Genomic DNA, 15328 nt, shown 5'->3' on the forward strand with positions numbered 1-15328 from the left:
TCATCGCTTTATGCTATAGATTTATGACAAAATTATATTTCATTTAAGTATTTATGTCAATAAACTTTATCGTATATGAATATAAGTGAGGTTTAAAATCAAAATCACTCTTAGCTACTCCTTTTACTACTAGTAGTATGTTTGGATAAATAAATCAAATATTTATAATCTCACTTAAAATAAATAATAATCTATATCATCATATATAACCTTAATAATTACGGCAATTGGAACAATCAAAATCATTCCTATTACTCCACCCATTTTCTCACCTAATATTAATAGAATAATAATTATTATAGGATGCATATTAGTACTATCCCCTGTTATTTTAGGCGCTAAAAAGTTACCTTCTACTTGTTGTATTAAAAACACTCCTACAGCTGCTAATAATCCTTTTGTAACAGATCCTGTAAGAGCCATAAAAATTATAGGAATTCCTCCAATAATAGGTCCAAAGTAAGGAATAATATTAGCAATAGCATTTATTATAGATAATACTAAAGGAAATTTTATTCTAAGTGCTAATAATAAAACAAATGATAACACTCCAATTATTAATGATAATAAAAGCTGACTTAATATGTATCTACTTAATATTTTATCAATATTATTATTTATATTTTTAATTAAAACTCTTTTATCTGTTGGAAAAACTAATAATAATTTATTATATATTAAATGTCCATCAGCTAATAAATAATAAGTTGTAATTGGTATAACTGCAAGGCCAACAAGGTTCTCCCCAATAGAAATCATATTATCTACTAAATTAGTTGATGCATTACTTAAAACCATATTTATTTTTTCCCCAACTTGTATGTATATAGTATCAAAAACCGGTAACCTATCTAATTTAAATTTATTTGCAAAAGCTAGAATATATTCTTCTATACTATCTAGCATAACTCCAAAATTGCCACTTTCTTTTAGTATGGATGGAACTATACAATACAAAAGTCCAATAAACGCTAATAAAAATAATAATATAATTAAAAGCGAACTTTTTTTAGCTGATATATTCAATCTATCACTTAAATAATTTCTTAATGGCTTTAAAGTATATGCAATTATAAATGAAATTACTAATAAATTAACAACATCCCTTATAGGAGTGAAATATATATATATAACAACACTAAGTATTACAAGAACTGTTGCTACTATTATTTTATAAATTAAATTTTTATGCTTTGCTAACATCCTTAGAGCCTCCTAAGTTATGAGGTAAAGTTTTAAGCTTAATACGCTCATTTCCATTGTATAAAATATAATCATCACATAAAGCACAATGTTTTAACGTTATAATTTCCTTTCCCCTAAACATCTTATCAAATATTCCTGAACTAATAATTAACCCTTTTATACTAAAATTTTCTTTATCTATTATTAAATCTTCAAGTACTCCAATTAACTTTTTATTTCCATTTATAATATCTATAAATTTAATTTCTTTAAATTTCAATCCTTTAAATTTTGATGTTTCTTTAATTCTCATTACTTTATCTATAGATACTATTGCATCACCAGAAACGAAAGTATGCTTTTTTATTATAGATGCAGGTGAAATTGTAAACCCTTCTATAATTCCTTTATTAAAATCTATGGAAATATCCTCTACAACTCCAATATATTTATTTTTAGAATTATAAACTTTCATTAAATAAAAATCTCTCCATTTAAACATTACTTCACCTCTAAAAATATAATAACCATAGTATTTCCAAATACTATGGTTATTATTAGTAAAATTTGTGTATTTTTTATATTTCATTCTATTTTTTATTAATATTTATATAATTTTATAATGATTCTTCATGCTTACTAGAGAAAATCCAACACTTTTTATTTATATACTAAATTATTTTATTATATATTCAAATTTTCCTGATACTATATTTATTAAATCATCAGGATTTATCTTTATCTGATATCCAATCTTTCCAGCACTAACAATAATAAACTCTAATTCCTTAGCGCTTTCATGTATAAATGTTTTATATTCACGTTTTTGCCCTATTGGCGAACACCCTCCACGAATATATCCAGTATACTTCATAATATCATTAACATGAATCATTTCTATTTTTTTCTCGCCAGTTATTGCAGCAGCTTCTTTTAAATTTAACTCTTCTGCTACAGGAATAACAAAAACATACAACTCTTTACTTGTTCCTTGAGATACTAAAGTCTTAAATACGTTAGCTTCATCTATACCAATTTTATGTGCCACTGATATACCATCTATTTTCCCATCCTTACTTTCATAAGTAATAATTTCGTAATTTACTTTCTTTGAATCTAGTATTCTCATTGCATTTGTTTTTACAACTTTTTCTTTAGCCACACTTATCACTCTCCTAATAAAAATCATAACATTATTTTGCATAAATTAATATAAATAAAAAATAGTATAGAGTTGTTTTAAATTTATTTTTCTAAATCCTAATAAAATAAGACAAGGCTAGTAAATAAAATTTCTCTTACCTACTAACCTTTAAAATTATAATTTAGTTGTATAAGAAAGACTTATCCAACCAGCTCCACTTTTTAATTTACCCCACCCATTACTCTCTTCTACTATTGTATAAACCTCATTTCTTTTAACAGTAGTAGAAATGGAATAATTAGTTCCTGCACCTTTTCTTACATTTAGTATACTTGCTGTAATTCTTACTCTATAACTAGATTCAATATTTGATGGATTATCTGGTAGGGGAACAACTTGAGTTTTATTATTAGCAATTGATTCAGCTATTTTCTTGCCAACTGCATCAGGCCCTAACCTTTTATATAAAGCAACATCTTCTGTAGCTTCTACAAAACAAGTTTCTACTATCATAGCTTTCATACTAGTATTCCTCAACTCATAAAGCCCAGTTCTGATCTTTTGCCCCCTATTTTTAAATCCTAACTCACCTAATCCATTAACAACTCTTTGGGCTATATCATAGGTTGAATATACACATACTTCACTTCCTAAGGCTCCATTGTAGCTATTATATGCTTTATTAAAATGAATAGATACAAATAAATCCGCCCTTATTTCATTAGCTTTATTAACACCGTAAGCTAAATCTGCTGATGAAGTTGAAGTTGAATCTGGTGGAGTTACATCTAAAACTTCATGACCTAATTGTTTTAAATATTTAATTACTGCATTCTTAACTAATCTATCTTCTGTTAACTCATCCAATATTCCTCTTGATCCTGGAACTTTTGGACAATGTCCACCTCTTACTGCTATTTTCATATTATCACTCTCCTTTTAATTTATATTATGAAAAGTAATATATTATTGTTAATAAAAGAGAGTTTCTAATTTTATATACATATATCTGACATCTCTAAATCAACCTTTTGCATAATATCATTTTTAAAATTAACATCATTGTAATAATCTTCATACATTTCTTCATCATATTCTACTTTAGGTATAATAAGAGTTATCTTTGTTCCAACTCCCTCTTCACTTTCAAGTTTAATTTCTCCATTAAACTTCTTTACTATTTCCTGTACTATATTAAGCCCTAATCCTGATCCCTCCTTATATCCATCTTTACTTGCTTTAATCCTTTCATATCTATTAAAGATATACTTTTGTTTTTCCTTTGGTATACCAATACCACTATCCTCAACTTCTACAATAACCTTCTCTTCTCTTAATCCAACAAAAACACTTATCACACCATTTTGTTTATTATATTTAATAGAGTTTGATAGTATATTTAAAATGCTTCTTTCAATTAAATCTTTATCTGCTAAAACAAAAAACTCCTCTTCTTCAGTATCAAAAACAATCTCTATTCCTTTCATCTCAGCAAAAGATAATATTGACATTGTAGTATTCTCAACAACAGAAACTATATTTAAACATTTTAAATTAAGTTTATAATTCTGTTCTGTTAGCTTACTTGAATCAATAAAGTTATCTATTAACCTTATTAATCTATAACAATTTTGTTTAATTACAGAATTAAATTTTAAAATTTCATTTATATCATTACACTCTCTTTTCATGTCTTGCATTTGTATTGCAGAATAAATAACATTTACTGGAGTCTTAAATTCATGAGAAATATTAGCTAGCAACTCTTTTTTTATCTCATCTTCTTCATTTTTTCTTTTTAATTCAGCCAACTTTTCTTCTAGTATATTAGATTTAATCATTAAATCATTATATAAAACTTCATGTGGCTTTCTAATAACTTCTAATCCAATAATCTTAAATACATAATAATCTCCTATAAACCTTATTAAATAGGCTATTAAAGTATTAATAATATTATTTTGTTCAAAAGTAAAAATTACAAATATAGATAATACAATTCTTGAAACAGTATATTCTATTAAATTTAAAAATATCCTGTTGGAAATTTTTTCTTTATTTCTTCTAATGATAAACACTAATACTATATATAATAATATAATTACTATTTCTACTATAAACTTAGTTTCATTAAACCCTAGAATTTGTAGTTTATTAAAGAAAGATAATTTGCTTCTAAAAGCTAAATATGTAGCTATTAAAGTTGCTATCATAACATTTGTAAAAAGATTTCTTATATTTCTTTTTTTATCTATATTTAAAAATGATAATATAAATACTAATATTTCAAATATAGAAATTATGTAAAACATTCTACTAAGCTTACCATACACTAAGGTAATTTCAATGTTATTCTTTAATATAAGTATATTAGAAACTGACAAAAATCCAACTCCTGAAAATCCTATAGATAAATACTTATACATATTATTGATATATTGGCTATTATTTAATATTAATATAAATATACTAACTGTATAAAAACAGCATGTGACTAATGACATAATTTGAATAAAAGTAATAATATTGAAGCTTTCATCAACTAAAAAACTATAACATACACACACTGCAAAAATTATTAAAATACTAACTATTTCTTTTACCTCTAAAAAAGCTTTTTTATTATCCCCCATTTTATTACTAAACCTTTCTTTTTTTAATAATATTTACAAAATAAATATATATTTTCCCTTTATTACTATTTTATATAATTTTTTGTTATTTGGAAACATTTTATTTGTATTTTTTGAAATTTTATGAATTTAATTATCTTTTTCATTAAACTTTTCTTTTAAATTTAAGAAAATTTTACCTGTATTGATAATATATAATTATTAGTAACTAATTTACTTAGTTGTTTCAAAATATTAAAAAAACAAAAGGCATACTTAAATAAATAAAAACAAATTTGCCTAAAAAGATAAAAATAAAAGAATTGGCAGCTAAATAGTTGCCGATTCTTTCATTAATTACAGATTTAATCTATTAAAAATTATATTTACCAAGTAACAGTTGTCTTATTCTTTGAATTTTTACAAGGCAATTTAAACTCAAAGAATTTTAAATTCTTGCCTCTTGGTGAAAATCTATCACAAACAATATGTAAAATATATCCCATAGAAAAACCTAGTGCTAAATATATATTTCCTGTTAAATATACACTTCCACAAAACATTAATGTGCCAAGCCATTTATGAGTAAACATTCTATGTGGAGATAACTTTCCTAATACAGTTGTTATACAAAACATAACTGTCGCAGAACAATTTTTAATATTATTTTCTAAGAACTTCAATACATCACTTACACTTAATGCTATTCCCAACATATATCCTAATACTATTGCTATTATAGAAAATGTTAGTACCTTATTAAAAACTTGCCTTGCTTTAGAATTATGTGAATCAATATCAGGCATATATGATCCAATAAATCCACCAATAATTAAAGGAGCTAAATATACAGCACTATCAAAAGTTTTAGTAATTAAAAATCCAATCCCCATAGTTGCCGTTGCAGTAGTTCCTACAATCATATGTTCTTTTCCCTTCATATACTTCCATCCTCTGTAATTTTATCAATTTATATTCTACTACATTTTTCAACAAAGTGAAAGTATGTTCTTTTTAAAATTACGGGATCGATTCAATATATGGATTGACCCCGGAGGCATCCCGAATTTTGTTGTTTATTGACAGACCTTACCTGGATTTAATATATTCTTAGGATCAAAGGCAAGTTTTATTCCTTTCATAATTTCTATAGACTCTTTTGGTAATGACTCATTTAAAAATGGCTTTTTAGCAAATCCAATACCATGTTCCCCTGAAACTTGACCATTTAACTCTCTTGATTTCTTATATAATATCTCCATAACATTATTAAGTTTATTATTCCATTCTTCTGAATTTAAGTCATCTCTTAATATATAAATATGAAGATTTCCATCTCCTGCATGTCCAAAACTCTTTATTCTTATATCTTGAGATTCTTCAACCTCATGTGTAAATTTAACAAATTCAGCAACCTTATTTCTAGGTACAACAACATCTACTTCATCCATTTCAGTAGTTAATGCTTTTATAGCCTCTAAAAATGCTCCTCTAGCACTCCAAATAGCTTCTTGTCTTTCTTCTGTATCTGAAATAAATACATCTAAAGCTCCAGATTCTAAACAAATATTAGCTACTCCTTCATATGCTCTTTCTATTTCTTCTTTAGAATTTCCATCAAAGGTTAATAATAAGTATGCATCTGATGAATTATCAGGAAATGGTTTCTTTAAAAATTCTTCAGCTGCAACTATAGCTGCTCTTTGCATAAATTCTATTGCAGTTGGAATAGATTTTGATTTAATTATTTTTGGTACAGTTTCAATTGCATTATCTAAAGTATCAAAAGGAATTAAAAGACTAATTGCTTTTTTAGGTAATGGTAATAATCTTAATACAGCTTTTGTAACAATTCCTAAAGTTCCTTCAGAACCTACCATCAAATCCTTTAATGCATATCCTGAACTATTTTTTACCACTTTTCCACCAACATTAATAATTTCCCCATTAGGTAGTACAACCTCCAGGCCTCTTACATAATCTCTAGTAACTCCATATTTTACTGCTCTCATTCCTCCTGCATTAGTACTAATATTTCCACCTATAGTTGCAGTTTTTTCTCCAGGGTCTGGTGGATAAAATAAATCAAATTCTTCTACATACTTTCCTATTTCCATAAGAAGCACACCTGGCTCAACAGTTAATGTTAAGTTTTCTTCATCTAACTCTAAAATCTTATTCATCTTACTTAAATCTATAACAATTCCAGCTTTAATAGGAACTGCTGCTCCTACAAGCCCTGTGCCTGAACCTCTTGGAGTTACTGGAATATTATTGTTATAAGCATACTTCATTACCTTTGAAACCTCTTCAACATTTAAAACTTGTACTACCACATTAGGCATAACTCTAACAGAACCAAGCTCATCTCTACTATAATCTTCACTTATATTTTCACCATATAAAACTCTATCATTATCACTAATTAAATCTAATATATTTTTATAATCTTCTACAGAAAATTCCTTATATTCCATCATAAATTCCCCCCTTTTATACTTGCCTTAGAATCAACTAAAATTAAACTAAACTCCTTCTATAGCCAATTCCTTTATTACACCACAGCCATTATTTTTAAGCTTTTCAATTAACATTGGTACAACTTCATAAATATCACCAACAATTCCATAATGAGCAACCTTAAAAATTGGTGCTTTCTCATCAGTATTAATAGCAAATATATAATCAGAATTATTCATTCCTGCAGTAAACTGAACTGCACCAGATACTCCACAAGTAATAATAAGCTTTGGTCTAACAGTTCTACCACTTAACCCAACTTGCCTTTTTGCATCAGCCCATCCAGCTTCAATTAATGGTCTTGTACAAGCAACTTGACCTCCTAAAAGCTCACTTAATTCCTTTATCATTTCTAAATCCTTTTCACTCTTTACGCCTCTTCCTGCAACAACTAAAACATCAGCTTCACTTATTTCTTTTTCTTTAGATTTTTTAGAGACTTCTAATACATTAATATTAGATTTTAATTTTTCCTTTTTTATAGATAACTTAACTATTTCGCTTACTTCATCTTCACTTCTTTCTGGTGCTGACATAACTTTATATCTAACAGTGGCAAGTTGTGGTCTAGAGTTAGGAGTAACAATTTGAGCCATAATATTTCCACCAAAAGCTGGTCTTATTTGAACTAAATCTGTATTTTCCTTTATGTCTAAAATAGTACAATCTGCTGTAAGTCCAGTTCTAAATCTAGCTGCAACTCTTGGTGCTAATGATCTACCAACAGTTGTAGCTCCAACTAATAATACAGCTGGCTTAACATTATTTATAAAGTCCTCAATTACTGAAGTATAAGGCTCAATTCTAAAATACTTTAATTCCTTATCTTCATATAAAAATACTTTATCAACTCCATAATGTAAAAGCTCATGAACATTATTTTCAATATTATCTCCCATGGCTATACAGTAAACTTCTTGATTAATCTTATCTGCCAGCTCCCTTGCCTTTCCTATAAGTTCAAGTGTTACAGGATGAATCTCTCCATCAACGTGATCCACATAAACAGCAATTCCACTCCAAAGACTTTTATCTATCTCTACCTTTTCATCTTCAATAAATACAACTGCACCTTTTGGCCCTTTTCTAACACATAATTTACACATTTTGCATCCACTATTTATATCTAATTTATCATCTTTAATTTCAAGTGCGCCAAAAGGACATATCTTAACTAATTCTTCTTTATTACCAACTTTATCTTGATTAATTACTAACCTTCCCATAAACTATACCCCCTTAAATAAACTTTAATTCCTTCAATGTATCTTCAAATTTTGTAACTAATTCTTCACTGCTACCTTTCCACATTTCCCTTTTATCATTAACCTTAGGAGGAAAAATTCTTTCAACTTGAGTTGGAGAACCATTTAATCCGTAATTGTTTTCATTTCGATCTTTAAAATCACATAAACTCTTAACATCTATTTCTCTATCTTTAGTTAATATTTTCTTTTTATAAGAAGGTAATCTTGGCTCGAAAATTCCTTTTTCCACAGTAATTAAAGCAGGTAACTTAACATCTACTACCTCTAATGTATTTGGCATATCCATTTCAACTACTATGGATTCATCTTTTACTTCTATAATTTTTCTAACATTTGCAACATGAGGAATATTTAAATACTCTGCCATTTCTGGACCAACTTGAGCAGTGTCACCATCAGTAGTTTGCTTTCCACAAATTATTAAATCAAAACTTCCCATACTTTTAACACCTTGAGATAAGGTATAAGAAGTTGCTAAAACATCTGCTCCTGCAAATTTTCTATCAGATAATAATACACCATGGTCAACTCCCATTGAATAAGCTTCCTTAATAATTTCCTTAGCTTGTGGTGGTCCCATTGTTAAAACATTTATTTTACCACCTTTATTTTCTGAAATTTTAAAAGCTGTTTCTAATGCATATAAATCATATGGATTCATTTTAGAATCAACACCATCTCTTTTTAAAACTCCAGTAACTGGATCAACTTCCACTTTAGATGTTCCTGGAACTTGCTTAATACAAACTAAAATATTCATAAACTCTCATCTCCTGATATACATTAATTAAACTTATATTATATTTTTAAAATTATATTGCTAGCTTATTTATTAATAGATTACTTTTAAAATTGGTACTACCAATTTTAACTCTATAAAACCCTATATATAATTCTTTATTTATATTTCTACTAATTTTTATATAAATAAACTAGTATCTAAAAAAATTTAGATACAATATTAAGACATATAGGTGCAATTACAACTGTTATAAGTCCTGCAATTCCAATGGATAATGAACTCATAGCACCTTCTGTTTCTCCCATTTCTAAAGCCTTTGAAGTTCCTACAGCATGAGATGCAGTTCCTATACCAATTCCCCTTGCTACTGGATCAGTTATTCTAAAAACTTTACAAACTATAGGTGCAATAATTGCTCCTGTTATCCCTGTAATAACAACTGCTAATACAGTTACTCCAGTTATTCCTCCAAGGGTGTTTGAAATTTCTATACCTATAGGAGTAGTTACTGATTTAGGTAATAAAGAAATAATTAATTCATTATTTAAATTAAATAATCTAGCTAGTGCCATTATAGATAAAACACTTACTAAGCACCCTATTGTTATACCAATAATTATAGGTATAAAGTTTTTCTTAAGTAATGATAATTGTTTATAAAGTGGTACTGCTAATATTACTGTTGCTGGTCCTAAAAACATATTTATAAATTGACCACCTTGATTATATGTTTCAAAGTCAATATTAAATACTTTTAAAAATACTATTACTAAAATTATCCCTATCAAAAGAGGATTAAATATTGGTAACTTTGTTTTTTTATAAAGAATTTGTCCAATTTCATATGCAACTAATGATATGAAAATTCCAAAAAACATATTAGAAGTGAAAATATCCATATTATTCACCCCTTTCTAAAGAAACTGTAGATTCTTTATTTTTAATCTTTTTAACTGCTGAAGACTTTATTTTTCTAGATACTAATTGAACTGTTAATCCTGTACATGACATTACAATGAAAGTAGTTATAACAACTATAAATAGTATTTGTGCAACATAATTACTTATTATTCCAAAGTAATTCATTAAACCAACACCTGCTGGAATAAATAGAAATGCTAAATTACCTAATATAGACTTTGCAGCATCCTCTATTTTTTCTAGTTTAATAATACCTGTAACTAAGAAAAGGAAAAGAAATATCATTCCCATAATATTACCAGGTATAGGTAATGATAAACTTTTCGCTGCAACTTCCCCTAAGAAATAAACAAATAAAATTAAAATCCATTGTTTAAGTATATTCATTGACTCCCCCTTCTTCCTAAAATTGGTATTACCAATTATCTATATTATAAATCTCTCTTTTTTAATTGTAAATAATTGTTATTAAATTAACGTAAATGTTTTCTTTTTTAAAAGAAGTTCTATAAATATAGTTATGATATATTATATAGCTACTATATTCATGTTAATTAGATGCATTCTATATCTTTAATAAAGGATTGTAAGATTAGAAGAGTAGTTTATATATAAATAGTAAAATTGTTTTATTTTTACTATTTTAGGTATATAATAAATATAATGATTTATAAACAATTATATTAAATTATTCACACCAAAAGGTGAGATATATTTTGCAAATAATTAATCTATTATTCAATAAGAAGGAGGTTCTCATGACAATATTTATTTTACTTTGTAACATTATTATTCCAGTAATTATGATTTATATAGGAGTATTGTATAATAAGCATTCCAATAAAAGAATAAATAAAATATTAGATTTGTTTATACCAATTACTATGCTTGGTAGTGGATTAGGTAGTAAGGATAATAGTGATATTTTTAAAGATAAAAACTCATTAGAATCTTCTAATAAAAAGTGTAGTTTAATTTGGTTGGTATCGGGATTAGTTACATTTATTATAACTGCTACTGTATTAATAATAAATAAATCAAATATTTTAAATGCTACAACTTTTTTAGATACTAGTAATGTTAGTGTCATTATGTTAGAAATTGAGTTTGCAATAGTAGTTATGATTTTTATAAGTGTGGAATTTGTTTTTAAGAAGTCTTTTCATTAAAAGGAACGGATAATATTGTTCATCACGTGGAGCAGAAAAATTGATGAACCGCAATGCCATCTTAAAAGTTAATGATTTGTCATATATATGTAGCAGAAATGATTAACTATAAGGTACAAGGCTATAAGTAGTTACGTGAAAAAAGAAAAAATGAAATATTAATTTGGAAGTAACATTGAAATTGAACCGTAAAATTTAATAATTGATGCAGTAAAGTTGGCGTAAAAAAGTTTTTACTGTTTGAGCTAACAGCGAGTTTAAAAACTTTAGCAAACTTTACGGAATCAATTATATAAATTCTAGGTGAAAATTTCGCAGTTACTGGAAAATAAATATTTCATTTTTTCGCTTGCACGTAACGAACAATTTAGTTATTTTGATAGGCTTTTTTTATTATTTCAAAATGCTTTTTCATTGAATATATAGCCTTTTCTTCATCTCTTTCTTGCAAAGATAATACTATTTCCTTATGAGTACTTAAAAGAACTTCTCTATTATTATTTTCACAAAGAATAACCTTTCTAGCCTCCCTAATAAACTTGTCCATAAGTTGAGATATAACTTCAAGCATATTAATAATTAAGGGATTATCAGAAGATTTAACAATTATATTATGAAACCTAATATCTAATAATAAACTTTGCTCTTCATCATTTGTTTTATACATATTCTCAATTATACCATTTAACAATTTAATATCATCATCAGATATTCTCTTACTTGCTACCCTACAACACTCTATTTCAAGAGTTTCTCTCAGTTCATGAATGTCTTCTGTTGAATATTCTTGTAACATAAACATTATAGATAAAGGCTCGAAAAGTGAATTTCCAAAACTATTAGCTATGTAATTTCCAGATCCCCTCTTGCTTTCAATTAATCCCATAATTTCTAGTACTCTAATTGCTTCTCTTATAGATGTTCTAGATACTTCTAGTTTTTCTGCCATTTCTCTCTCTGATGGCAATCTATCTCCATTTTTTAATTGACCACTTAATATTTTTTCTTTAATATCTTTTATTACTTTTGTATAAACCTTTGTATCTTTAATTTTTTCACTCATCTTACCCTCTATAACTAAATTTAATATATTATCAAAGTTTCTATTATTATTTTTCTCTATTATTGATAATAATAACAAATTTTACATAAGATTTCTATATTCCTTTTATTAACGAATTATAAATATTAAATACTTCTTCTTTACAAATGACATAAAAAGGTCAGCTTAACAGCTGACCTAATAATATTAATTATGATGATGTGAACATCCATCATGATTACATGTATGATTACTATCAAACTCTTTAAGTTCACCATTTTTTAATGAGTTAATATTATCTTCTATAGTTCCTTCAATAGCTTGATAAACCTTTATTCCCATAGAGTTTAATTTAACTATAGCACCTTTGCCAATACCACCAACTACAACAGCATCAACTATCTCTCCTGATAAGGCCTTAATAGGTTGACACTTTCCATGTTCATGTCCTAAATCTCCATTTCCTATTGCCTTAACCTCATTAGATTCTAAATCACAAATGACAAACGCTGGAGCACTACCAAAATGATTATAAGGCATACTACTCATACCTTCATTTGATTTAACTGGGAAACATACTTTCATTATAATTCCTCCTTAAATTTTCTCTTACAACAACATTTATTTGATTTACAGCTAAGCTTACACTTAGTTATATTTAAATCACTAATTTTAATATTACATTGCTTACTTATTAAATCTATATCTTTATGAATGAGAAGGTCCATAAATTTTTTAGCGTTTTCTAAAACGGCCTTATTTAATTCATACATAACGTAATATCCATCTTTATATGCCATTACAAGATTTGCTTCCTTAAGAGTTTTTATATGTTGTGACACTGCTGCTTCAGAAATCTCTAAATGCTTAGCAATTCCCTTTGCACATACATTTTTACTAGATAATAAAATTAATATTTTTAACCTTGTTTCATCACCTATTGCTTTAAAAACTTTAACTTTTTCATTCATAAGTATACCTCAATCTAATTAAGTAATTGCTTAATTAAATTGTATTCCTCTTAATTGATTTTCTCAAATTTAATTTAAAGCAAATTTATATGATAATTAGTTAAAAATCAACAACCCACTTATTTATCTTACAATCACTTCCAAATACAGTAATTTTCTTCATTTTACAGATTGTCCCAGTATTTTAGTAATAATCTTTATTAAATTTCTACTGGGATTGCTTGTCTATTTTTAAATCTATATATATTTTTAAAGCCCATATTCTTTAATACCTCAATACTTTCTTTAATATCTGCTCCAACATCTTCAAGCTTATGAGCATCAGAACCTACAGTTATTATTTCTCCACCTAAATCATAATACATTTTTAATATATCATTTGATGGCATAGTTTCATTAACCATTCCTCTTAATGTAGAGGTATTAACCTCAATACCTTTACCAGACTTAATAATATTTTTAAGTACCTCTTCTATCTTTTCCTTATAATCATTAAAATCATAATTCCCATGAGTATTAAAAGCATATCTCTTCATTAAATCTAAATGAGCTACAACATCAATATAAGGTGAAGTGCAAACCTTATTTACTTCTTCAAAATATCTACTATAGCTTTCTTCTTTAGAATGAGAGCTCATATATGTTGCAAGTCCAATATTATAATCAAAATTATGTACTGATCCTAAAATAAAATCAAAAGGTATATCTTCAAGTATTAACCTTAATTCTTCCTCATTTTCATGTGGCTCACAAATTTCAATCCCAGCTCTAATTGTAAGTTTATCTTTAAAAATATCCCTACACTCTTTTATTTCATCACTATACTTCTTTAAATTTAGAAAACCATAGCTTTTTATTCCTTCTTTAACAGAAAAATGTTCAGTAAAACAAATTTCATTTATACCTTTTTCAATTGCAACTTGGCAAACTGATAATATAGTTTCCTTACTATCAAAAGAATTATTTGAATGAATGTGATAATCAATTAAATACATATTGTTCTCCTTATTTGCTACGAATTTTAGTATATGCATAGTATAACATAAATTTTAATTTTCACTTATTTCATAATAAAAATACTGTTGCTTCCTTTTCCTAATAATATAACATTCTATTTTTCATATAATTCAAGTGGCAGTTTATCTGGATCTTCAAAAAAAGTAAATCTTCTTAATGTAAACTCATCTATTCTTATAGGCTCACATTTCACTCCATTACTTTCTAAATATCTTACAGTTTCTTCAATATCATCAACTTCGAAAGCAAGATGTCTAAGCCCCCTTGCCTCAGGATAACTTACTCTCTCAGGAGAATTTTTAAAAGAAAATAATTCTATTTGACTATCACCAAGCTCCAAATCTAGTTTATAAGATTCCCTTTCTTCTCTATATACTTCCCTAATAACCTTAAGACCTAATATTTCAGTATAAAACTTTTTTGATACTTTATAATTTGAGCAAATTACTGCTACATGATGTATTTTATTTATCTTCATAATTTCTTCTCCATAAAATTATTTATCAATATTTTTTAAATTAAATTCTCTAACTACTATTTCAGCTACTTTTTCTGCAACTAATCCTGTAAAGTGGATACATTATTCTTTATGCTCCCCTTGTTTCAATCAAATTCTTTTGTTAATATACGACAACATAAAGCATTCTTACCATTAGCCATATAAATAAATCCTCATCATCCTTCTTTACCTTATTAATACTAATCTCTGTTTTCATTTACATTTTTAATTCCTCCTA

17 protein-coding genes and 1 other annotated feature (1 of these 18 cut by a window edge) are annotated in these 15328 nt (G+C 26.6%); of the genes, 1 reads left to right on the forward strand and 16 read right to left on the reverse strand.

The window, feature by feature from the left end:
• Positions 1-13 (reverse strand) — a binding site (T-box leader) (it extends 163 nt beyond the left edge of the window).
• A gap of 161 nt (positions 14-174) precedes the next feature.
• From Q0Y03_RS02785 to Q0Y03_RS02835, 11 genes are all read right to left on the reverse strand, one after another.
• A complete protein-coding gene (locus Q0Y03_RS02785; protein ID WP_297712315.1) occupies positions 175-1203 on the reverse strand; it encodes an AI-2E family transporter in 1029 nt (342 codons plus the stop codon).
• Positions 1187-1687 carry a PRC-barrel domain-containing protein gene (locus Q0Y03_RS02790; protein WP_297712316.1) on the reverse strand — a complete coding sequence of 167 codons (501 nt, stop codon included), beginning with the start codon at positions 1685-1687 and terminating at the stop codon, positions 1187-1189. The genes Q0Y03_RS02785 and Q0Y03_RS02790 overlap by 17 nt, the downstream gene beginning before the upstream one ends.
• Positions 1688-1861: 174 nt before the next feature.
• Positions 1862-2347 (reverse strand): Cys-tRNA(Pro) deacylase, encoded by a 486-nt coding sequence (ybaK, locus tag Q0Y03_RS02795; RefSeq protein ID WP_297712317.1) that lies wholly within the window; start codon positions 2345-2347, stop codon positions 1862-1864.
• 156 nt (positions 2348-2503) lie between these two features.
• Positions 2504-3253, reverse strand: coding sequence for an N-acetylmuramoyl-L-alanine amidase (locus Q0Y03_RS02800; protein WP_297712318.1), 750 nt, complete (start codon positions 3251-3253; stop codon positions 2504-2506).
• Between the two features lie 71 nt (positions 3254-3324).
• Entirely contained in the window at positions 3325-4962 is a 1638-nt protein-coding gene (locus Q0Y03_RS02805) for a HAMP domain-containing sensor histidine kinase (protein WP_297712319.1), read from the reverse strand.
• 365 nt (positions 4963-5327) lie between these two features.
• Positions 5328-5882, reverse strand: coding sequence for a metal-dependent hydrolase (locus Q0Y03_RS02810; protein WP_297712320.1), 555 nt, complete (start codon positions 5880-5882; stop codon positions 5328-5330).
• A 135-nt stretch (positions 5883-6017) separates the two neighbouring features.
• Positions 6018-7418, reverse strand: a complete 1401-nt coding sequence (locus Q0Y03_RS02815; RefSeq protein ID WP_297712390.1) for an FAD-binding oxidoreductase — start codon at positions 7416-7418, stop codon at positions 6018-6020.
• A gap of 48 nt (positions 7419-7466) precedes the next feature.
• Positions 7467-8687, reverse strand: coding sequence for an electron transfer flavoprotein subunit alpha (locus tag Q0Y03_RS02820; protein ID WP_297712321.1), 1221 nt, complete (start codon positions 8685-8687; stop codon positions 7467-7469).
• A 13-nt stretch (positions 8688-8700) separates the two neighbouring features.
• Complete coding sequence (locus Q0Y03_RS02825) at positions 8701-9489, reverse strand: electron transfer flavoprotein subunit beta/FixA family protein (protein WP_297712322.1); 789 nt, start codon at positions 9487-9489, stop codon at positions 8701-8703.
• 179 nt (positions 9490-9668) lie between these two features.
• Positions 9669-10370 (reverse strand): LrgB family protein, encoded by a 702-nt coding sequence (locus tag Q0Y03_RS02830; protein ID WP_297712323.1) that lies wholly within the window; start codon positions 10368-10370, stop codon positions 9669-9671.
• A gap of 1 nt (position 10371) precedes the next feature.
• The gene (locus Q0Y03_RS02835; protein WP_297712324.1) at positions 10372-10779 is read right to left on the reverse strand and encodes a CidA/LrgA family protein; all 408 of its coding nucleotides are present in this window, start codon (positions 10777-10779) and stop codon (positions 10372-10374) included.
• Positions 10780-11150: 371 nt separating this feature from the next.
• Here Q0Y03_RS02835 and Q0Y03_RS02840 point away from each other — a divergent pair, with 371 nt between their 5' ends.
• Entirely contained in the window at positions 11151-11561 is a 411-nt protein-coding gene (locus Q0Y03_RS02840; protein WP_297712325.1) for a hypothetical protein, read from the forward strand.
• Between the two features lie 367 nt (positions 11562-11928).
• Here Q0Y03_RS02840 and Q0Y03_RS02845 read toward each other — a convergent pair whose 3' ends face one another.
• From Q0Y03_RS02845 to Q0Y03_RS02865, 5 genes are all read right to left on the reverse strand, one after another.
• Positions 11929-12624, reverse strand: coding sequence for a FadR/GntR family transcriptional regulator (locus tag Q0Y03_RS02845; RefSeq protein WP_297712326.1), 696 nt, complete (start codon positions 12622-12624; stop codon positions 11929-11931).
• Between the two features lie 186 nt (positions 12625-12810).
• Positions 12811-13188 carry a NifB/NifX family molybdenum-iron cluster-binding protein gene (locus Q0Y03_RS02850; RefSeq protein ID WP_297712327.1) on the reverse strand — a complete coding sequence of 126 codons (378 nt, stop codon included), beginning with the start codon at positions 13186-13188 and terminating at the stop codon, positions 12811-12813.
• The gene (locus Q0Y03_RS02855; RefSeq protein ID WP_297712328.1) at positions 13188-13574 is read right to left on the reverse strand and encodes a metalloregulator ArsR/SmtB family transcription factor; all 387 of its coding nucleotides are present in this window, start codon (positions 13572-13574) and stop codon (positions 13188-13190) included. Before Q0Y03_RS02855 ends, Q0Y03_RS02850 begins: the two co-directional genes overlap by 1 nt.
• A gap of 200 nt (positions 13575-13774) precedes the next feature.
• Complete coding sequence (locus Q0Y03_RS02860; protein WP_297712329.1) at positions 13775-14569, reverse strand: histidinol-phosphatase HisJ family protein; 795 nt, start codon at positions 14567-14569, stop codon at positions 13775-13777.
• Between the two features lie 116 nt (positions 14570-14685).
• Entirely contained in the window at positions 14686-15069 is a 384-nt protein-coding gene (locus tag Q0Y03_RS02865) for a VOC family protein (protein WP_297712330.1), read from the reverse strand.
• Positions 15070-15328: the final 259 nt, after the last annotated feature.

The organism is Clostridium sp. (assembly GCF_026168755.1).
Taxonomy (GTDB): Bacteria; Bacillota; Clostridia; order Clostridiales; family Clostridiaceae; genus Clostridium.